Below are 19502 nucleotides of genomic sequence, written 5' to 3'. Positions count from 1 at the left end.
ACCCGCGAACGGGTGGGCCGCCACCACGGCCGTTGGCGCGACGTCGTCCTGCTGGAGCGCCGCAGCCCGGTGGTGGACTGAACCGCGTCGGGGGGGGGGGGGGGGGCCGGGGCCCCCCCCCCCCACCGGACCGTACGACCGTTCAGCCGGCCAGGACGGCGGCCACCTGCGCCACCGCGTGATCGATCTCCTCGTCGGTGATCACCAGCGGCGGGGCCAGCCGGATGGTCGAGCCGTGCGTGTCCTTGGCCAGCACACCCCGCTCCATCAGCCGCTCGCAGGCCTCCCGGCCGCTCATCAGGGCCGGATCGATGTCCAGGCCGGCCCAGAGACCCCGGCCGCGTACCTCGACCAGACCCTTGCCGATCAGGCCGCGCAGGCCGGCTTGCAACCGCTCGCCCAACTCGGCGGAGCGACGTTGGAACTCGCCGGTCGCCAGCAACCGGACCACCTCGGTCGCCACGGCGCAGGCGAGTGGGTTGCCGCCGAAGGTGGAGCCGTGCTGTCCGGGCTGGAGCACGCCGAGCACGTCGCTGTCGGCCGCCACCGCGGAGACCGGCACGATTCCCCCACCGAGCGCCTTGCCCAGCAGGTACATGTCCGGCACGACACCTTCCTGCTCACACGCGAAGGTGGCGCCGGTGCGGCCCAGGCCGGACTGGATCTCGTCGGCGATGAACAGCACGTTGCGCTCCGTGCACAGCCGCCGCACGCCCGGCAGGTAACCCTCCGGCGGCACCACCACGCCCTGCTCGCCCTGGATCGGCTCCAGCAGCACGGCGACCGTGTGCTCGTCGATCGCCTCGGTCAGGGCGTCGAGGTCGCCGTAGGGGACGATCCGGAAACCGGGGGTGTACGGCCCGAAGTCGGCCCGGGCGTCGGAGTCGGTGGAGAAGCTGACGATGGTGGTCGTACGCCCGTGGAAGTTGCCCTCCGCGACCACGATGTTCGCCTGGCCGGCCGGTACTCCCCTGACCTGGTAGCCCCACTTGCGGGCCACCTTGATGCCGGTCTCGACAGCCTCCGCGCCGGTGTTCATCGGCAGCACCAGGTCCTTGCCGCACAGCGCCGCCAACTCCCGACAGAAGTCGGCGAACTGGTCGTGGATGAACGCCCGGCTGGTCAGCGTCAGCTTGTCGAGCTGGGCGTGTGCCGCGGCGATCAGTGTCGGGTGCCGGTGGCCGAAGTTCAGCGCCGAGTAGCCGGCCAGACAGTCGAGGTAGCGCTTGCCGTCCACGTCGGTCACCCAGGCACCCTCGGCGGAGGAGATCACCACCGGCAGCGGGTGATAGTTGTGCGCGGTGTGGCGCTCCGCGTCCTGCACCGCGGCCGGGGTCCGCAGTATGTCCTCGATCATCGGCTCGCCTTTCCCTGACGGAGTCGCAACGTGCAGCACTTCGGGCCACCGCCGGCCCGACGAAGTTCGGACAGGTCGACGCCGATGGTCTCGTAGCCCCGGTCACGCAGCTTGGCGGCCAGACCGGTGGCCTGCTCGGGCAGCACCACGTGCCGACCGTCGCTGACCGCGTTGAGCCCGAGCACCTCCGCGTCGGCCATCGTGGCGTGCACCGCGTCCGGAAAGAGTCGGCGCAGCACGGCCTGACTGCCGGGCGAGAACGCCTCCGGCAGGTACGCCACGGTCCGCTCGTCGAGCACGGTCAGCGCGGTGTCCAGGTGGTAGAAGCGCTGGTCGACCAACTGCATGGTGATCACCGGGTAACCGAAGACCTCCTGGAGTTGGGCGTGCGAGGCGTGCGCGGTGCGGAAACCGGTGCCGGCGAGCAGGTGGTTCCCGGCCAGCAGGACGTCGCCCTCACCCTCGTTGACGTGCTTCGGGTCGTACATCTGGAAGCCGGCCGCCTCGAACCAGGCGCGGTACGCGGGTGCCTCGTCGGCGCGCTGCGGGTCGCGGAACTGCACCGCCATCGCCTTGTCGTCGATCACGGTGCCGCCGTTGGCGGCGAAGACCATGTCGGGCAGGCCCGGCACCGGTGCGATCTCCTCGACGGTGTGGCCCAGGTCCAGATAGATCTGACGCAGCCGCTCCCACTGCCGCACCGCTCGGTCGGCATCCACAGGTGCGGTCGGATCCATCCACGGGTTGATCGCGTAGTCGACGGCGAAGTACGTCGGCCGGCACATCAGAAAGTGCTGGTGGGTGGCGTCCATCGTCATGTGTCCTGCTCCAAGCCTCGGGCGCGCCCGGCCACCGTCGGCCCACGGGCTGGCGCCGTGGCTCAACGGTATGCGGGCTCGACCAGCAGAATCCACCGCGAACCCTTGCATTCAACGGCAGATCATTGCGTTTGGGACCTGGTTGGAGCAGATTCGTTGCGTCCGGCCCGCTTTCGGCTCGCGTCTGGCTCGCCCGGGTGCGGTCGCCGGGCAGTACCTCCGGCGACCGCTGCCCCGGACATACGTCAGGGGCGGCGAACCGCCGCCCCCGACGAGCATGTGCGCCCGGCTGGTGCACCACCAGATCTGATCGGGCTACGGTCGGTTTCGCACCGACCGGCACCGGTGAAACACCGGCGGGCCGAAAAGTGCCCGCTACAGGCGATCGACAAACTGTGAATCAAGCCACTCGCGGAGGCGGATCACCTGGTCTCCGTCGGTGGTCGGCCAGTCGTACTGGCCGGTCATCGCCAGCACACCCAGGACCACCGCGCCGAGCCCGAGTGCGATGCCCAGCAGCGCGTCGGACTTGCCGGCGATGTGCCGCCGACGGGTGGCCATCAGGCCGAGCACGGCGAGCACTGCTCCGACCGCGCCCACCGCGATGCCGTATCCGGCGAGGGCGCCGGTGAGCACGAACAGGACGCCGCCGACGGCGACGATCAGGCCGAGCGTGGCCAGCAGGCTGGCCCGGGGCCGTGGCCCGACCGGAGCCGGCGGTACGTCCCGGCCGGCTGCGCCGTCGGGGGTCCGGTCATCGTCGACCCTGCCGTCCCGCTCGACGGCGCCGTCGCCGACCCGATCGCCGTCGGCGGTGCCGTCGCGGTCGGTGATGCCGCGGTCTGAGCCATCGGGGTCGATGGTGCCATCGCGGTCGGTGATGCCGCGGTCTGAGCCATCGGGGTCGGTGATGCCATCGCGGTCGGTGATGCCGCGGTCTGTGCCGTCGGGGTCGGTGGTGCCATCGCGGTCGGTGGCGGCCCGGCCGGCGGCCCCGTCCGCAGCGGTTCGTGGGGTGGTGCTGTCGTCGGCGCGGCCCTCGACGTCGGACCGCTCGTCGGCGTGGGTGTCGGTGGCGACCGCACCGGTCTTGCCGTCGTCGGCTGCCGCCGGCGCCGGCTCCGTCCGGCGCAACAGCGAAGGAATTCTCATGGGTGCACCTCCTGATCGATGCGTGGCTGGCGGCATCAGCCCCGTATCGCCAAACACGCCACAACACCCAGCAGGTACCCAACCCCCACCCACCCAACACCCCACCCGTCTCGTCGATCATGCAGTTGTGGCAGTCGGCGAGGCTGGAGATCCCGATCGAAAGCCCATCGTCGGTGGCGAGTATTTGCGGCACCGAGGCGCGTTCCGGCCGGCCCGTCGCGCGCGGCAGGCCGGGCCCGACCGCTGCTCACCGGCCCGCTGGCTACGCTTGGCCCCGTGCCAGAGGGACACACCATTCATCGCCTGGCGGCCCGGCATGCCGAGCTGTTCGTGGGGGACAAGGTGCTCGCCGCCAGCCCTCAGGGCCGCTTCGCCGACGGTGCCGCCCGGATCTCCGGCACGGTGCTGGAGGCCACCGAGGCATACGGCAAGCACCTGCTGCACCACTACGCGGGTGAGCTGGCGCTGCACGTGCACCTCGGCCTCTACGGGAAGATCACCGACGGCGATGGTGAACCGCCGGAGCCGATGGGGCAGATCCGCCTACGGCTGACCAGCGACCGGCACTGGCTCGACCTGCGTGGGCCGACCGCATGTGAACTGCTCGGTCAGCCCGAGGTGGCCGCGCTGCGAGCGCGACTCGGACCGGATCCGCTGCGCGCCGACGCCGATCCGCAGCGGGCGTACGCTCGGATCTCGCGCAGCGTGACGCCGCTGGCAGCGTTGTTGCTGGACCAGACGGTGGTGGCCGGCACCGGGCTGATCTTCGTGACGGAGGCGCTGTTTCGCGCCGGCCTGTCGCCGAGGCTGCCCGGCCGGGAGCTGACCCCGCCCGGTTGGCAGGTGCTCTGGGCCGACCTGGCCGAGCTGATGACGCTCGCGGTCGCCACCGGTCGGATCGACACCGTCCGCGCCGCGCACCTGCCCGAGGCGATGGGTCGTCCGGCCCGAGTCGACCGGCACGGGGGAGAGGTCTACGTCTACCGCCGCCCTGGCCAGCCCTGCCACGTCTGCCGCACCCCGATCAGCCGAGGCACCATCACCGCCCGCAACCTCTACTGGTGCCCCACCTGCCAGGCGTAGGACGCCTCCGGGAGCACGGCCGAGGCGGAAGAGCGGTCGCGCCGTGACCACGGTCTCAGTCGAGGAGCCAGCGGACCACCTCGACGTGGTCGGTGAAGACCCGGTCGCCGTCGATGCTCCAGGCCATCGTCTGACCGATCGTCCAGCCGAGCACCCGGTCGCGGTCCAGCCCCAGCTCGGCGCTGAGCCGATCCAGGCGGTGGCGGACGGCCGCGCGGGAGTGGCCCAGCTCGGTGCCGCGCACCATCGGCACCACCGAGAACTCCCGCTCGCCGACCAGCGGTTTCGGGTCGATCACCAGCCACGGCTCGCGCCCGGCGCGTAGCACGTTGGCGGCATGCAGATCCTGGTTGACCAGGACCTGCGCAGCCTGGCTGCCGGTGAGCCCGCCGAGCAGGTCGAGCGCGGCGTCGACCAGCCGCCGCTCGAACGGCCGCCCGGCCCGTTCCCACTTGATCGGCAGCCGGGACGCCCACCCGGTGGCGGCCTCCGCCAACGACGTGAACGGCCGACCGGCCGGCATCCAGAGGCGCGGGAGCAGCGCCACCACCGCGTCGAGCGCCGCGTCGAGCGGTACCGCGTGCAGCGGTGTGCCGGGCTCGCAGCGCTCCACCAGCAGTGCCCGCAGGTCGGGATCGTGGGCGAGCAGCCGGACGGCCCCGTCGCCGCCCCAGCGGCACAGCGCCGCCGCCTCGTGTTCGCTCTCCCCGTCGGGGAACTGCACCTTGAGCACCGCGCGGGTGCCGTCCGGCAGATCGGCCGGCACCGCCAGGGAGGCGCAGGCGTACCCGAAGGGCGGTCCGAGCCGCAGCGACCAGCGCCGGGCACAGGTGGCCAGTCTGCCCGGCAGCTCGGCCAGCCATTCCCGGCCGCCTGGCACGTCGTATAGCCAGGTCAACCCGTCGGGGATGCGCAGCGCGTCGCTCACCGGCTCATGGTGGCCGAGCCCGAGCGCCCGCCACAACCGTGATCAGCGGAGCCGGCGGATGTCACCGTACGCCCGGTAGAAGCCGCCACGGCCGGACTCACGGACCTCGGTGACCAGGTATCGGGTACCCGGCTGGCGGATGCCCTTGGGGAACTGCACCGACCAGTTCCGGTGGTAGCCGGCGGACAGCACGTGCACCCGCAGCCGACCGCCCTGCTCGACGCACTCGACGACGACCCCGTCACCGGTGTCGCCGACGACCTCGACCTGAGTGACGGCGGCCGGCTCGGGCAGCCGGGCCGGGGCCTTCACGTCGACCACGTCGGGCACGCTGCCCGCCTCCGCCGCCCTGATGGCGGGCTCGCTGGCGTCGATACAGGCCAGGTGACCGCTGGTGGTTACCACGTAGAGGCGCTCGTCGTGGTATTGCATGGAGTAGGCCGATCCGCAGCCGGTGCCGAGCTTCCACAGCCGGGTGCCGTCGGCGGCGAAGCAGTAGATCGACGACTGGCTGTCACCGGCGAAGACGTAGCGGCCGTCGGCGGCGGTGGCGCAGGAGAAGACCGGTGCGTCGGCGCGGTAGGTGCGGGCTGCCGAACCGCCGTCCTTGCCGAGGCGGACCACCTCACGGGTGGCGGTGCCGGCGAACACGGCGTCGCGTTCCTGCCAGCCGAAAAGCACCGAGCCGGTGCGGGTGTGCCACAACTCCCGGCCGGTGCGCCAGTCGTAGCCGCTGACCCCCGTCGAGTCGCCGTGGTAGACGGCGTCGGCGTCGCAGCGCACCATCCAGGCCGACCGGCCGCGCCCGGCCCGCCGCCAGAGGAACTCGTCCTCGTGGTCGACGGCGGCGACCCCGCCGTCGGCGTCGGAGACGCCCAGCACGCCGTCGTGGATGTCGAGCCAGTAGATGTCGATGTCGGGGACGATCGCGTACGCCACCCGAGGGATCTTGCCGGACAGGTCGTAGACGTTGCCGTCGTCGCAGCCGGCGTAGATCCAGGCGTCGTCGGCGACGATGCACTTGACGCCGTCGGGAAGCCGGACCTGGTCCAGCACGCGGGCGTCGTGATCGAGGGTGGTGATCACACCTCGCTCGTTGCCCACCATGCAGGTGCGTCCGTCGACGAAGATGCCGAAGGCCGGGGCGCCGGAGTGGTACCGCCAGAGCACCGGGGCGGTGCGGGCGGCCGAGCGGGTGCTGACGATCTGCCGCCGGGAGACGACCCGCTTCTGGCGTACGCCGGGCACCGCCGGGGCGTACCCCTTGCGGATCTTCTCGCCGATCTTCTTCGCCGCCGCGGCGCGGGCCCGCGTGTTGTCGGGATAGCCCGTGGTCTTCACCTGACCCTGGTCGCCGATCCGCCCGTAGCGCACGGTCAACGAGGCGTCGTCGACCACCACCTCGTAGAACTTGTGCGCCGCACCGTCCAATTCGGACAGTTCGAGGTAGGTCGTCTCCTGCGACATGGGGATTCCTCCGAGGGGTTGGCGTCGGCCCTGACCGGGCGGCGCGCACACGCTAACCCCCGGCACCGACAGGAAACCGGCCCCGGAGCCGTCAGCGGGCGAGCGCGTCCACGGCCTTGCGGGCGGCGACCAGCACCGGATCCCAGACCGGGGCGTACGGCGGGGCGTAGCCGAGGTCGAGGGCGGTCATGTCGTCCACCGTCATCTTGTTCCACAGCGCCACGGCCAGGGTGTCGATCCGTTTCGCCGCCTCGGACCAGCCGACGATCTGCGCGCCGAGCAGTCGTCCGCTCGGGCGCTCGGCGATCAGCTTCACCGTCATCTGCCGCGCGCCGGGGTAGTAGCCGGCCCGGCTCGTCGACTCCGCGATCACCGAGACGAACTCGAACCCGGACATCCGGGCCTCGCGCTCCCGCAGCCCGGTGCGCCCCACCTCCAGGTCGCACACCTTCGTCACGGCCGTGCCGATCACCCCGGCGAAGGTGGCGTATCCGCCGCCGATGTTGATGCCGGCGATCCGGCCCTGCTTGTTGGCATGGGTGCCGAGCGGCACGTGCACCGGCATGCCGCTGACCTTGTGCAGGGTCTCCACGCAGTCCCCGGCGGCCCACACCCCGGGCACGTCGGACACCCGCATCTGGCGGTCCACCCGGATTCCGCCGGTCGGCCCGAGCGGCAGGCCGGCGGCGGCGGCCAGCTCGGTGTTGGGACGTACGCCAAGACCGAGGACCACCAGGTCGGCCGGGATCGGCCCGTCGTCGGTGACCACCTCGCTGACCCGGCCGTCGCGCTCCGACAGGCCGGTCACCTGTACGCCGGTGCGGATGGCCACGCCCAGCCCGCGCATCGCCTCGGTGACCAGCTGGGCCATGTCGGGGTCGACGGTCGACATCGGCTGCTCGTCGCGCTCGACGAGGGTGACGGACAGGCCGCGGCGGACCAGCGCCTCGGCCATCTCGACACCGATGTAGCCGCCGCCGACCACCACCGCCCGCCGGGGTCGCGGCTCGGTCTCCAGCCAGCCGCGCAACGCCGAGCCGTCGTCGAGGGTCTGCACCCCGAACACCCCGGCGGCGTCGGTGTGCGCCCAGGCCGGCTTCTTCGGCACCGCTCCGGCGGCGTACATCAGGTTGTCGAACGGTTCGCGGACGTCGCCGCCGCCGTCCAGGTCGCGGGCGACCACCTCGCGACGGACCAGGTCGATCTCGACCACCTCGTGCCGGAGCCGCACGTCGATGGCGTAGTCCTCGCGGTGCGTCTTCGGCGACCGGGCCACCAACTGCTCCCGGTCGGTCACCAGGCCGCTGATCCAGTACGGGATCCCGCACGCCGAGTACGAGGTGAAGTGCCCCCGCTCGAACACGACGATCTCCAGGTCGTCCGGGTTCCGGAGGCGGCGCGCCTGGGCGGCGGCCGACATTCCGGCGGCGTCCCCGCCGACGACGATCAACCGTTCCGCCACGCCATCACCTCCCTCGCGTCAGGCCGGGTCCTCGCCCCGGGTCTGGCGTGCCACGTCCTCCACCACATCCTCCAACCGTCCGGTCCGGGCGTACACCGAACGCTGTCGTGCGGCCCCGCTGCCGTGCCGGCGTAGCCCTTCCAGCAGGCCGGTCACCTCGGCGAGGTCGCCGTGGCGTTCGAGGGCCGGACCGAGGCGTCCGACGAGCTGGTGCAGCAGGTCCCAGGCCGGCCGCAGCTCACCGCTGGACAGGTCGACCGCCTCACCCTCCAGCCCGTCGTGGGCGGCCCGCCAGTGCGCGCCGACCAGCAGGTGATGGTCGGTCGGCAGCGGTGGCCGACCGGCCGCGATGTCGTCGAGCGCGGTCGCCACCAGCCCACGGACCAGCGCGGCGATCAGGACCGCGTCGTCGACGGTCGAGCAGACGTCACCGATGCGCAGCTCCACCGTCGGGTACTTGGCCGACAGCCGGGCGTACCAGTAGAGCATCCCCTCGTCGAGCATCACACCGCTGGCGATCAGCTGACGGATCAGTCGTTGGTAGTGCTCGTGGTTGACCAGGTAGGGCGTCGGCGCGACCGAGGGCCAGCGTTCCCACTCGACCGACCGCCAGCTGGCGTAGCCGGTGTCTACTCCCCGGGAGAACGGCGAGTTGGCGGTGACCGCATGCAGGATCGGCAGCCACGGCCGCACATGGTTGAGCACCTGTACGCCCGCGTCGGGGTCCGGTACTCCGACGTGAACGTGCATGCCGTTGTTGCCAGGCCCGGGCACCAGCAGCCGGAACCGGGCGAGCATCTGGTCGAAGCGGGGCTTGTCGACCACCGGGGGCACCGGTCCGTCGATCGGCCCGGTGCCGATCGCGAGCAACCGGGCGCCGGCGCGCTCGGCGGCATCTGCCAGCGAGGCGCGGAGCAGACTGAGAGAGTGCCGGATCGAGGAGAGTTCCAGCCCGGGCGGGCTGCCGATCTCGATCTGACTGGTCTGGAACTCCCGTTCGACCTGCCCCCGCAACTCGGCGGGGACCTGCTCCAGTACCGCCTCGACGGCGGGCGCCGCGACACCGGTGTCCGGGTCGACGAGCAGGAACTCCTCCTCGACACCCACGGTGAGCAGGTCGGTTGCCTCGACCGGAGGATTCGGGGCGGTTGCCGCCTGCCTGACCATCACTACCACCGTCCACTCCTGCGCCCGGGCGGTCCGTCCGCACCGGGTCGGCCGGCAATTACCCCCGGTGGTGGCACTGGGAAACTCCGACAGGTGTGGCGGGGCGTGTCCGATCGCCGGGCGAACCGGATCGATCGACATTGACAACTGCGTTAGGGGGGACGTACAACTCGGGAGAGCGCTCTCTAACCCGTCCCCCGTAGAGAGGCACGTGATGACACTTGCCCCGGCGGCACCTGCCGCCCCGCCCACGCGACGCCGGCCGCGGCTGGCGTTGACCCTGCTCGCCGCCGTCACCACCGTCCTGGCCGGGCTCAGCGCGACCGCGGACGCCGCCGTACCGCCACCACCGTCGGGCTGGAGCCTGGTGTGGAGTGACGACTTCACCGGTCCCGCCGGCACCCTGCCGTCCTCCGGCAACTGGATCATCGACACCGGCACCAGCTACCCGGGTGGTCCACCCCAGTGGGGCACCGGCGAGATCCAGACGTACACCAACAGCACCGCCAACGTCAGCCACGACGGCGCCGGCAATCTGCGGATCACCCCACTGCGCGACAGCGCCGGCCGCTGGACCTCGGCCCGCATCGAGACCGTCCGCAGCAACTTCAAGGCCCCGGCCGGCGGCGTGCTCGCCATCGAGGGCCGCCTCCAGATGCCCAACGTCACAGGCGCCGGCGCGTCGGGATACTGGCCGGCGTTCTGGGCGCTCGGCTCGCCCTACCGGGGCAACTACCAGAACTGGCCGGGCATCGGCGAGTTCGATGTGATGGAGAACGTCAACGGGCTCAACTCGGTCTGGGGTGTGCTGCACTGCGGCGTCGCGCCGGGCGGCCCGTGCGACGAGTTCAACGGCATCGGCGCCTCCCGGGCCTGCCCGGGCGGCACCTGCCAGTCGGCCTTCCACACCTACCGCTTCGAGTGGGACGCCTCGGTCAGTCCTCAGCAGCTGCGCTGGTACGTCGACGGGCAGCTCTACCACTCGGTGAGCCAGAGCCGGGTCGGTGAGCCGTACTGGTCGCAGATGACCAGCCACGCCGGCTACTTCCTGCTGCTGAACGTGGCGATGGGCGGGGCCTTCCCGAACGGGGTCGCCGGCAGCGCCACGCCGACCTCGGCCACCGTGCCCGGCCGGCCGATGCTTGTCGACTACGTCGCCGTCTACAGCCGGGGTGGTGGCAGTACCCCGCCACCCACCACGCCGCCGCCGACGACCCCGCCGCCGAGCGGGACGCGGGACGCGTACGCGACCATCCAGGCCGAGTCCTTCAACGCCCAGAACGGGGTGATCGTCGAGGCGTGTTCCGAGGGTGGGCAGAACATCGGCGCGCTACGTAACGGCGACTGGGCCCGCTTCGACAACGTGGAGTTCGGCTCCGGCGGGCCACGCGACTTCGTGGCCCGGGTTGCCTCCGGAGCGGGGTCCGGCGTCAGCGGTCTGGTGGAGGTGCGGGTGGGTAGCCCGACCAGCGCACCCATCGGCAGCTTCGCCATCGCGAACACCGGTGGCTGGCAGAGCTGGCGCTCGGTGCCGGGCAACGTCTCCGGTGTGACCGGTCGACGGACCGTCTACCTGACCTTCACCAGCGGGCAGCCCAACGACTTCGTCAACGTCAACTGGTTCCACTTCCGACGCTGAGGCGTGGCGACGCGGCCCCCTGGCATCGCCTCTCGCGAGACAGGGGGCCGCGTCGATTCGCCCAGGGCCAGCCCCTGGACAGAAACAGTTAACAGTCTTAATAATGGGCGTCAGGTTGACGTCCATGGATTCTCGTCCGGGCTGGAGGGCACATGAAGCGGTCCAGAACGCTGGTGTTGGCGGTGATCGGCGCAGTGGCCGCCGCGATCGGGGTGGTCGGGCTGGCGCCGGCCGCGTACGCCGCCGGAGTCACCGCGAGCTTCGTCAAGACGTCCGACTGGGGCTCGGGCTGGGAGGGGAAGTACACCATCACCAACGGGGGCGGCACCACGGTCAACGGCTGGAGTCTCGCCTTCGACCTGCCCGCCGGCACCACGGTCGGCACCTACTGGGACGCGCTGCTGACCTCCAGCGGCCAGCGGTACACCTTCACCAACCGCTCCTGGAACGGCAGCATCGCACCTGGCGCCTCGGTCTCCTTCGGCTTCCTCGGCAGCGGTGCCGGCGTACCGGCGAACTGCCGGCTCAACGGCGCGGCCTGCGCCGGCGGCACCACGCCCACCACGCCGCCACCCACGACCCCGCCGCCGACCACGCCTCCTCCGACGACCCCGCCGCCGACCAGCCCGCCGCCGACCACCGGGCTGCCGAAGCACATCCTGACCGGCTACTGGCACAACTTCGACAACCCGGCGGCCGAGCTGCGGCTGCGGGACGTACCCGCCGAGTACGACCTGGTGGCGGTCGCCTTCGCCGACGCGACCAGCACGGCCGGCGCGGTCGGCTTCGCCATCGACCCCGGGCTGTCCGCCTCGCTCGGCGGGTACACCGACGCCGAGTTCTCGGCCGACGTGCGGACTCTCCAGAGTCGCGGCAAGAAGGTGATCATCTCGGTGGGTGGCGAGACCGGCCGGGTCGTGGTCAACAGTGCGGCCTCCGCGGTGGCCTTCGCCGACAGCGTGTACGCCCTGATCCAGCGCTACGGCTTCGACGGCGTCGACATCGACCTGGAGAACGGGTTGAACCCGACGTACATGGCGCAGGCCCTGCGATCACTGCGGGCGAAGGTGGGCAGCGGGCTGATCATCGCGATGGCGCCGCAGACCATCGACATGCAGAACCCGGCGGGCAGCTACTTCAAGCTGGCGTTGGACATCAAGGACATCCTGACCGTGGTGAACACCCAGTTCTACAACTCGGGAGCGATGCTCGGCTGCGACAACAACGCCGCGTACGCCCAGGGGACGGTCAACTTCATCGTCGCGCTGGCCTGCATCCAGTTGGAGGCGGGGCTGCGGCCCGACCAGGTCGGGCTCGGCCTGCCGGCCGGTCCCGGCGCGGCCGGTGGCGGCATAGTCCCGCCCAGCGTGGTCAACGCCGCGCTGGACTGCCTGACCCGGGCCACCAACTGCGGCAGCTTCCGCCCCCCGCGCACCTACCCCGGCCTGCGCGGCGCGATGACCTGGTCCATCAACTGGGACGTCACCAACAACAACTCCTTCGCCCGCACCGTCTCCCCCCACCTCCGCACCCTCCCCTGACAGTGGCTCCCGCCACGTCGATCGTCAGGTCGCCCCAGAGCAGGCGGCCGGTCCGGCCACCTGACACGCTCAAGATCCGGGCAACTTCCCTGATGTTGCTGTCTCGGGCTCGGCTGAGGCAGCAACATCCCCGAAGTTGCCCGGATCTTGGCTTGGTGCAGGGGGCGCAGGGGGCGCAGGTGGGCGTAGGGGGCTCACGGGGTGGGTGGGGTGGTCAGGGGGAGGGGGTGTGGGTGTGGGTGGGAGTGTGGCGGCGGCGGCGTTTCTTGATCACCCAGGTGGCGAGCATGAGGGTGAACAGGGCGAGGATGCCGTTGTCGAACCAGGAGCTGTAGCGGTCGATCTGCTGCCAGCGGGAGCCGAGCGCGTAGCCGAGACCGATGAAGAGCCCGTTCCAGATACCGCTGCCCAACGTGGTGAGCGTGACGAACTCGACCAGCGGCATCCGGTTCGCCCCGGCCGGCACCGACACCAGGCTGCGGACCACCGGCACCATCCGGCCGAAGAACACCGCCCAGCGGCCGTACCGCTCGAACCACCGGTCGGCCTTCTCCAGGTCGTCCAGATCGACCAGGGGCAACCGGTCGAGCCATCGTTTGAGGCGGTCCTCGCCGACGACCGCGCCGACCCAGTAGAGGAACAACGCGCCGAGCACCGAGCCCACGGTCGCCGCCACGGTCACCACGACCACGTTGAACTCGCCCTCGCCGGCCAGGTATCCGGCCATCGCCAGGACGATCTCGCTCGGAATGGGCGGGACGATGCTCTCCAGGGCGACCAGCAGGGCCACCCCCACCGCGCCGCTCGCCTCGATCATCCCGGCGATCCAGCCGGTCAGCCCGTCGACCTGTGTGGGGTCGACGTCCTGGGCGAGCGTCATGATGATGCCTTTCGCGGGGTCGGCGTGAAGAGACTTCTACCCGCCGAAACCGCGGACACACGGTCGAACGGATCACTCCTGCGGATGCAGGGCCTCGTCGGCCGGGCCGAGGCGCCATCCGGTGAACCGCACGATCAGCCCGCCCCGACTGGGCGAGCAGCAGTACGGCCCAGCCGCCGCCACCGCGTCGGGAGCGAGTGGGGCGAGTCGGACCAGCCGACAGGGCTCATCGGCGACCCGGGCGCGTACGGCCAGCGCGTCACGGGGTTTGCCGACGTCCCGGGCGGGAGAAGGTTTGAGGGCATGTCTGACAGGTGGTATTCGGAGGCGGTCGTCTACTGCCTCGACATCGACACGTACGCGGACTCCGACGGTGACGGGGTCGGTGACATCCGGGGTCTGATCGGCCGGCTGGACTACCTCGCCCGGCTCGGGGTGACCTGCCTCTGGCTGCACCCCATCCATCCGTCGCCCAACGACGACGACGGCTACGACGTGACCGACTTCTACAACGTCGATCCACGTTTCGGCACCCTTGGTGACTTCGCCGAGTTGCTGCACCAGGCCAACAACCGGGGCATCCGGGTGATCATCGACCTGGTGGTGAACCACACCTCCGACCAGCACCCGTGGTTCCAGTCCGCGCGCTCCTCGCCGGACTCGCCGTACCGCGACTGGTACGTCTGGTCCGACCAGGAGCCGACCGACCGGTATCAGGGCATGGTCTTCCCCGGTGAACAGCATGAGACCTGGACCTACGACCGGACCGCGAAGTCCTGGTACTACCACCGGTTCTACAAGTTCCAGCCGGACCTCAACACCACGAACCCAGCGGTACGCGCCGAGATCAAGAAGATCATGTCGTTCTGGATCCAGCTCGGCGTCGCCGGATTCCGGATGGACGCGGTGCCGTTCATCATCGAGCGCACCGAGCCCGGCGACCCCAGCCCGGAACTGGACTTCGAGTTCCTCACCGAGCTGCGCCAGCACGTGCAGTGGCGGCGCGGCGACACGGTCCTGCTGGCTGAGGCGAACGTCGAGCCCGACAACCTGCCCGCCTTCTTCGGCGACAGCGGCGGCTCGGCGAACCGGGTGCACATGCTCTTCGACTTCATGCTCAACGGGCGGCTGATGCTGGCCCTGGCCCGACAGGACCCGGAACCGGTGATCGAGGCGTTGCGGGACACCCCGGCGTTGCCCCAGGGCGGACAGTGGGCGACGTTCCTGCGCAACCACGACGAGATCGACCTGTCCCGGCTCACCGCCGAACAGCGCAACGAGGTGTACGCGCAGTTCGGCCCCGAGGAACACATGCGCATCTACGACCGGGGCATCCGCCGCCGGTTGGCGCCGATGCTGGGCAAGGACCGGCGGCGCGTCGAGTTGGCGTACTCCCTGCAGTTCTCCCTGCGCGGCACGCCGGTGCTGCGCTACGGCGAGGAGATCGGCATGGGGGAGGACCTGTCGCTGGACGGGCGGGAGGCCATCCGTACCCCGATGCAGTGGTCGAACCAGCCCAACGCCGGCTTCTCCACGGCGGAGCCGGAGAAGCTCGTTCGCCCGGTGATCGACAAGGGTGAGTTCGGGTACGAGAAGGTCAACGTCACCCTCCAGCGTCGGGACCGCACCTCGCTGCTGGCCTGGTTCGAGCGGATGATCCGTACGCTGCGGGAGGCCCCGGAGATCGGCTCCGGCTCCACCACGCACATCGACGTGCCGATGCCGCCGGGGGTGCTGGCGCACCGGGCCGACGGGCCGACGGGAACGATGGTCTTCCTGCACAACCTCGGCACCACCGACACCGAGGTGGACCTCAGCCAGCTTCAGTCCGAGGCGGACCTGCCCATCGACGTGCTCGCCGACCGCAACTACGACGACGTCGGCAAGCTGGACAAGCTGCAACTCTCCGGTCACGGCTACCGCTGGATCCGGCTCTGTCGATCCTGGTCGCACTGAGCGGCGTCGGGGCCGGCGTCGGTGCCGGCCTCGACGCTGCCGGTGACCTCCGGGCCGGCCTGACCGGTCCGGAGGTCGGGATAGACGGGGGTCATCCCGGCCCGGGGTGGGTTAGGCTCCTGCCGTCAAGCCAAGTTACCGGGAGGTAGGTATGTCGGAGGGGCAGCGGGTCGCCATCGTGACCGGGGCGGCACGGGGAATCGGTGCGGCCACCGCCAGGAGGTTGGCCGCCGACGGACTGGCCGTGGCGGTGGTCGACATCGAGGAGTCGGCGACCAAGGAGACCGTGGACGCGATCGCGGCGGCCGGCGGCCGGGCACTCGGTGTCGGTGCGGACGTGGCGGACCGGGCCCAGGTGGAGGCCGCCGTGGCGCGGGTGGCCGCCGAGTTGGGCGCGCCGACCGTGCTGGTCAACAACGCCGGCGTGCTCCGCGACAACCTGCTGTTCAAGATGACCGACGCCGACTGGGACACCGTCCTGGGCGTACACCTGCGCGGGGCGTTCCTGTTCAGCCAGGCCGCTCAGCAGCACATGGTCGAGGCCCGGTGGGGTCGGATCGTCAACCTGTCCAGCACCTCGGCGCTGGGCAACCGGGGTCAGGCCAACTACTCGGCCGCCAAGGCCGGCCTGCAGGGCCTCACCAAGACCCTCGCCATCGAACTGGGTCCGTTCGGGGTGACCGTCAACGCGGTCGCGCCCGGATTCATCGTCACCGACATGACCGCGGCCACCGCCGCCCGGATGAAGGTGGACTTCGAGGCGATGCAGAAGCACGCCGAGGCGGAGATCCCGGTCCGCCGGGTGGGCCGGCCCGACGATGTGGCGCACACCATCTCGTTCCTGGCCAGCGAAGGGGCGTCCTTCGTGTCCGGCCAGGTCATCTACGTCGCCGGCGGCCCCCGAGACTGACCGGCCTCGTCCACCGGGGCCCCTTCCTGGACACCGGTGTCAGGAGGGGGCCTCTGCCGTCCTCCGGCCGGTGTGCCGGAGCCAGGCGAGGCCGAGGATCGGCAGTACCAGCGGGATGTAGCCGTAGCCGCTGCCGAATCCGGACCAGACCGTCTCGTCGGGAAAGAGGTCCGGGCGGGCCAGACTGAAGACGCCGACCCCGACGACGCCGACCAGTTCCAGCGCGCAGCAGGCCAGGGCGACCCGGCGGCCCGCGTGACCGGCCCGCGCCAGACCGGCCGCGGCCACGATGTAGACCACCGCGGCGAGCGCGGAGAGCAGGTACGCCAACGGCGCCTCGTCGAACCTGGTGGCGATCTGGAGGGTGGCGCGGCTGCTGGCGGCGATGGCGAAGAGCAGGTAGACCGCGATCAGCAACCGTCCCGGACCGGAGTTGGTCCGGGGTCGGGCGGCGCTCAGCTCAGCCACCGAGCACCTGCCAGGTCTGCTGGAGCCGGACCACCACCACCGGCGTCACCAGGCACACCGCACAGACGATCGCCGACCCCCACCGGGTCGGTTCCATCCGGGCCAGCACCGCCGCCAGCGGCGGCAGGCAGACCAGTGTGACCAGGTAGCCGAAGAACGAGCCCGGTTCGCCCGGTCGCTCGCCGCCGGCCAGTGCCACGGCGGTCACCAGCACCAGGCCGAGCAGCAGTAGCTCCAGCACGGCCAGCCCGATCAGCTGCATCCGGTCCGGCGGCCGGTGGCGCAGCGCCGCCACCAGCGCCCAGACGGCGACCAGCAGCGACAGCACGATGGCGGCGACGGCCAGCGCCCCGTCGGCCGGAGATCCGTTGGTGGTCGCGGCGGTGGTCACCCGGTCCGCCCGGTACTCGTTCCGATCACCGGCCCACTCTACTAACCCCCGTAGTAAGAACGACCGCCGAGAGGGCGGTGCCGGACCCGCCGTCCTGGTCGGGCGGCCACCCACCCGCCGTCCCGGGCCCGGACCGGCCGGCCGCGCCGCCCCCGTCACGTCACGCTGGGACGCCGGGCACGGGGTGCCGCGGGGGGACTAGGGTGATCACTGTCGCGGGTCAGCCGTGGCCAGGCGAGGACAGCGGAGGTACGGAATGCGGTTCGGGTTGTTTGGCACCGGGCACTGGGCGGCGGAGACGCACGCGGCGGCGCTCGAGGCGCACCCGAGGGCGGAGTTGGTCGGCGTGTGGGGGCGTAACCCCGACAAGGCCGCCGCACTGGCCACCCGCTTCGGGGCGCCGGCGTTCGAGGAGGTCGACTCGCTGATCGAGGCGTGCGACGCGGTGGCCGTCGCACTGCCGCCCGACGTCCAGGCGGACATCGCCGTCCGGGCCGCCACCGCCGGTCGGCACCTGCTGCTGGACAAGCCGCTGGCGTTGAGCGTCGGAGACGCGGACCGCGTGGTCGAGGCGGCCACCGGGTCGGGGGTGGCTTCGGTGGTCTTCTTCACCGGCCGGTACCAACCCGACGTCGCCGGTTTCATCGCCGCGACCGCCGCAGCCGGAGGCTGGCACACCGCCAACGTGATCCGGTTCGCCTCGATCTTCCAGCCCGGCAGTCCGTACGGGCAGTCGCCGTGGCGGCGGGAGCACGGCGCGCTGTGGGACATCGGCCCGCACGCGCTGGCCGTCCTGCTGCCGGTGCTCGGCCGGGTGGCCCGGGTGGCCGCCACCGACGGCCCCGGTGGCCTGGTGCACCTGCTGCTCAGCCACGCCGACGGCGCCACCAGCACGGTCTCGTTGACCCTGGACGCACCGCCCCGCTCGGTCGCCGCGGAGTTCGTCTTCTACGGCGAGAGCGGCATCGAGCGACTGCCGAACGGTGGTGCCAGCCCGGCGACCGCTTTCGCGGTGGCGATCGACCAGTTGCTGGCCGAGGTCGACGCCGGCACCCGCGACCACCGCTGCGACGTGCGGTTCGGCCGCGAGGTGGTGGCGGTGCTCGCCGCCGCCGAGACCGCCCGCGCGCAGGGCACCGTGATCGACGTGCCGGCCTGAGCGCGGGCCGTAATCCGGTGGTCGCCGGCCGGCAGGGTCGGTAGGGTCGCCGGCATGTGCGTGCACGCCCTGATCAACGCGGTCGCCACGCCGGCCGCCTTCGGGCCGCTGCTGGTGGTCCGCCCGCGCGTCCGGCGTCCGGCCCTGGCCGGCGCGAACCGCGACTGACGCCTCTCCCGCGTACGTCTCCGGCATCGCCGCATCGCGGTGCCGTCCTTCCGCGCCATCTCACCAGGGCCGTCCGAGTCCCGATCGCTCGGACAGGCCCCGTCGACGGTCGCCTGTCCGCTCTTGTCGCCGACCCGGCGACAGACAAGGACGACGCCATGGCGCCCCGCCGCACCCGCACGACCGAACGCGACAGGTCTCGTCGCGTGCTCTCCCAGAATTTTCTCGCCGACCCGGCCGCAGTCGCGCGGTTCGTCGCCGCCGCCCGCCCCGACCCGCACGGTCTGGTGCTGGAGGTCGGTGCCGGACGGGGACAGCTGACCCGCCCGCTTGCCGCGCGCTGCGGCCGACTGACCGCGTACGAGGTGGATCCGGTCGCCGCAACGGAACTGGCCCGGGTCTGCGCGACCCTGCCGAACGTGACCCACCGCCAGGCGGACTTCCTCGCCATCGCGGCTCCCGCGGAGGAGTTCGCCGTGGTCGGCAACATCCCGTGGTCGCTGACCGCGGCCGTGGTGCGGTGGTGCCTGGCCGCCCCGAAGCTGCGCACGGCCACCCTGCTCACCCAGCTCGAATACGCCCGGCGGCGGGCCGGTTACCACGGCCGGTGGAGCCGGCTGACGGTGCTGAGCTGGCCGGAGTTCGACTGGCGGCTGGCCGGGCAGGTGCCGCGTACCGCGTTCCGCCCGGTGCCCCGGGTCGACGCGGGCATCCTGCGCATCGCGCGACGGACACAGCCGCTGCTGCCACCTCGGGCGCTGCCGGCGTACCGGCGGATGGTCGAGCTGGGGTTCGGCGGGGTCGGCGGCTCGCTCGCCGCCTCACTTGCCCGCGAGCATCCACGGGCCCGGCTGACGGCGGCGCTGCGCGCCAGCCGGCTCGACCCGGACCTTCCGGTCGGGCAGGTCTGGCCGGAGCAGTGGCTGGTGCTGTACCGCCTGCTGCACGCCCGCTAG

17 protein-coding genes and 1 pseudogene are annotated in these 19502 nt (G+C 71.5%); 8 read left to right on the top strand and 10 right to left on the bottom strand.

Annotated elements, in window-relative coordinates; translation table 11 throughout:
- Window positions 1-81, top strand: a pseudogene (locus tag AC2CHE_RS04860) (GNAT family N-acetyltransferase); the annotation flags it as partial.
- A 61-nt stretch (window positions 82-142) separates the two neighbouring features.
- Here the strand turns inward: AC2CHE_RS04860 and rocD are convergent.
- The 3 genes from rocD to AC2CHE_RS04845 form a co-directional block, all read right to left on the bottom strand.
- The gene (gene rocD / locus AC2CHE_RS04855; RefSeq protein WP_484503668.1) at window positions 143-1357 is read right to left on the bottom strand and encodes an ornithine--oxo-acid transaminase; all 1215 of its coding nucleotides are present in this window, start codon (window positions 1355-1357) and stop codon (window positions 143-145) included.
- Complete coding sequence (ddaH, locus tag AC2CHE_RS04850) at window positions 1354-2169, bottom strand: dimethylargininase (RefSeq protein WP_484503674.1); 816 nt, start codon at window positions 2167-2169, stop codon at window positions 1354-1356. The genes rocD and ddaH overlap by 4 nt, the downstream gene beginning before the upstream one ends.
- 381 nt (window positions 2170-2550) lie before the next feature.
- Window positions 2551-3327, bottom strand: coding sequence for a thrombospondin (locus AC2CHE_RS04845; protein ID WP_484503667.1), 777 nt, complete (start codon window positions 3325-3327; stop codon window positions 2551-2553).
- 276 nt (window positions 3328-3603) lie between these two features.
- On the opposite strand from AC2CHE_RS04845, the gene AC2CHE_RS04840 reads away from it, so the two are divergent.
- Entirely contained in the window at window positions 3604-4410 is an 807-nt protein-coding gene (locus AC2CHE_RS04840) for an Fpg/Nei family DNA glycosylase (RefSeq protein ID WP_484503666.1), read from the top strand.
- Between the two features lie 55 nt (window positions 4411-4465).
- On the opposite strand, the gene AC2CHE_RS04835 is transcribed toward AC2CHE_RS04840, so the two are convergent.
- From AC2CHE_RS04835 to AC2CHE_RS04820, 4 genes are all read right to left on the bottom strand, one after another.
- Entirely contained in the window at window positions 4466-5338 is an 873-nt protein-coding gene (locus tag AC2CHE_RS04835; protein ID WP_484503665.1) for an aminoglycoside phosphotransferase family protein, read from the bottom strand.
- Window positions 5339-5380: 42 nt separating this feature from the next.
- Window positions 5381-6805 carry a WGR domain-containing protein gene (locus AC2CHE_RS04830; RefSeq protein ID WP_484503664.1) on the bottom strand — a complete coding sequence of 475 codons (1425 nt, stop codon included), beginning with the start codon at window positions 6803-6805 and terminating at the stop codon, window positions 5381-5383.
- Window positions 6806-6896: 91 nt separating this feature from the next.
- Window positions 6897-8267, bottom strand: coding sequence for an FAD-dependent oxidoreductase (locus tag AC2CHE_RS04825; RefSeq protein WP_484503663.1), 1371 nt, complete (start codon window positions 8265-8267; stop codon window positions 6897-6899).
- Window positions 8268-8285: 18 nt separating this feature from the next.
- The gene (locus tag AC2CHE_RS04820) at window positions 8286-9434 is read right to left on the bottom strand and encodes a carboxylate-amine ligase (protein WP_484503673.1); all 1149 of its coding nucleotides are present in this window, start codon (window positions 9432-9434) and stop codon (window positions 8286-8288) included.
- Window positions 9435-9648: 214 nt separating this feature from the next.
- Here AC2CHE_RS04820 and AC2CHE_RS04815 point away from each other — a divergent pair, with 214 nt between their 5' ends.
- Both AC2CHE_RS04815 and AC2CHE_RS04810 read left to right on the top strand, forming a co-directional pair.
- The gene (locus AC2CHE_RS04815; RefSeq protein WP_484503662.1) at window positions 9649-11073 is read left to right on the top strand and encodes a carbohydrate-binding protein; all 1425 of its coding nucleotides are present in this window, start codon (window positions 9649-9651) and stop codon (window positions 11071-11073) included.
- A 152-nt stretch (window positions 11074-11225) separates the two neighbouring features.
- Window positions 11226-12614 (top strand): chitinase, encoded by a 1389-nt coding sequence (locus AC2CHE_RS04810; protein ID WP_484503661.1) that lies wholly within the window; start codon window positions 11226-11228, stop codon window positions 12612-12614.
- Between the two features lie 214 nt (window positions 12615-12828).
- On the opposite strand, the gene AC2CHE_RS04805 is transcribed toward AC2CHE_RS04810, so the two are convergent.
- Complete coding sequence (locus AC2CHE_RS04805) at window positions 12829-13494, bottom strand: DedA family protein (protein ID WP_484503660.1); 666 nt, start codon at window positions 13492-13494, stop codon at window positions 12829-12831.
- 303 nt (window positions 13495-13797) lie between these two features.
- Here AC2CHE_RS04805 and AC2CHE_RS04800 point away from each other — a divergent pair, with 303 nt between their 5' ends.
- A complete protein-coding gene (locus tag AC2CHE_RS04800; RefSeq protein WP_484503659.1) occupies window positions 13798-15450 on the top strand; it encodes an alpha-amylase family protein in 1653 nt (550 codons plus the stop codon).
- 151 nt (window positions 15451-15601) lie between these two features.
- Window positions 15602-16360 (top strand): 3-oxoacyl-ACP reductase FabG, encoded by a 759-nt coding sequence (gene fabG / locus AC2CHE_RS04795; protein WP_484503658.1) that lies wholly within the window; start codon window positions 15602-15604, stop codon window positions 16358-16360.
- Between the two features lie 39 nt (window positions 16361-16399).
- Here fabG and AC2CHE_RS04790 read toward each other — a convergent pair whose 3' ends face one another.
- Both AC2CHE_RS04790 and AC2CHE_RS04785 read right to left on the bottom strand, forming a co-directional pair.
- Window positions 16400-16828, bottom strand: coding sequence for a hypothetical protein (locus tag AC2CHE_RS04790; RefSeq protein ID WP_484503657.1), 429 nt, complete (start codon window positions 16826-16828; stop codon window positions 16400-16402).
- The gene (locus tag AC2CHE_RS04785) at window positions 16821-17219 is read right to left on the bottom strand and encodes a hypothetical protein (RefSeq protein ID WP_484503656.1); all 399 of its coding nucleotides are present in this window, start codon (window positions 17217-17219) and stop codon (window positions 16821-16823) included. Before AC2CHE_RS04785 ends, AC2CHE_RS04790 begins: the two co-directional genes overlap by 8 nt.
- Window positions 17220-17475: 256 nt before the next feature.
- Between AC2CHE_RS04785 and AC2CHE_RS04780 the strand changes: the two genes are divergently transcribed.
- Both AC2CHE_RS04780 and erm read left to right on the top strand, forming a co-directional pair.
- The gene (locus tag AC2CHE_RS04780; RefSeq protein ID WP_484503655.1) at window positions 17476-18378 is read left to right on the top strand and encodes a Gfo/Idh/MocA family protein; all 903 of its coding nucleotides are present in this window, start codon (window positions 17476-17478) and stop codon (window positions 18376-18378) included.
- 326 nt (window positions 18379-18704) lie between these two features.
- On the top strand, window positions 18705-19502 hold the full coding sequence (gene erm, locus AC2CHE_RS04775; RefSeq protein WP_484503654.1) for an ErmE/ErmH/ErmO/ErmR family 23S rRNA (adenine(2058)-N(6))-methyltransferase: 798 nt from the start codon (window positions 18705-18707) through the stop codon (window positions 19500-19502).

This window comes from Micromonospora sp. ATLC16, assembly GCF_057196645.1.
This window is presented reverse-complemented; position numbering and strand designations above follow the sequence as displayed.

Coding starts and splice junctions, on each gene's coding strand:
- rocD (WP_484503668.1), bottom strand. CDS start 1,357: ATGATCGAGGACATACTGCGGACCCCGGCCGCGGTGCAGGACGCGGAG.
- ddaH (WP_484503674.1), bottom strand. CDS start 2,169: ATGGACGCCACCCACCAGCACTTTCTGATGTGCCGGCCGACGTACTTC.
- AC2CHE_RS04845 (WP_484503667.1), bottom strand. CDS start 3,327: ATGAGAATTCCTTCGCTGTTGCGCCGGACGGAGCCGGCGCCGGCGGCA.
- AC2CHE_RS04830 (WP_484503664.1), bottom strand. CDS start 6,805: ATGTCGCAGGAGACGACCTACCTCGAACTGTCCGAATTGGACGGTGCG.
- AC2CHE_RS04820 (WP_484503673.1), bottom strand. CDS start 9,434: ATGGTCAGGCAGGCGGCAACCGCCCCGAATCCTCCGGTCGAGGCAACC.
- AC2CHE_RS04815 (WP_484503662.1), top strand. CDS start 9,649: ATGACACTTGCCCCGGCGGCACCTGCCGCCCCGCCCACGCGACGCCGG.
- AC2CHE_RS04810 (WP_484503661.1), top strand. CDS start 11,226: ATGAAGCGGTCCAGAACGCTGGTGTTGGCGGTGATCGGCGCAGTGGCC.
- AC2CHE_RS04805 (WP_484503660.1), bottom strand. CDS start 13,494: ATGACGCTCGCCCAGGACGTCGACCCCACACAGGTCGACGGGCTGACC.
- AC2CHE_RS04800 (WP_484503659.1), top strand. CDS start 13,798: ATGTCTGACAGGTGGTATTCGGAGGCGGTCGTCTACTGCCTCGACATC.
- fabG (WP_484503658.1), top strand. CDS start 15,602: ATGTCGGAGGGGCAGCGGGTCGCCATCGTGACCGGGGCGGCACGGGGA.
- AC2CHE_RS04780 (WP_484503655.1), top strand. CDS start 17,476: ATGCGGTTCGGGTTGTTTGGCACCGGGCACTGGGCGGCGGAGACGCAC.
- erm (WP_484503654.1), top strand. CDS start 18,705: ATGGCGCCCCGCCGCACCCGCACGACCGAACGCGACAGGTCTCGTCGC.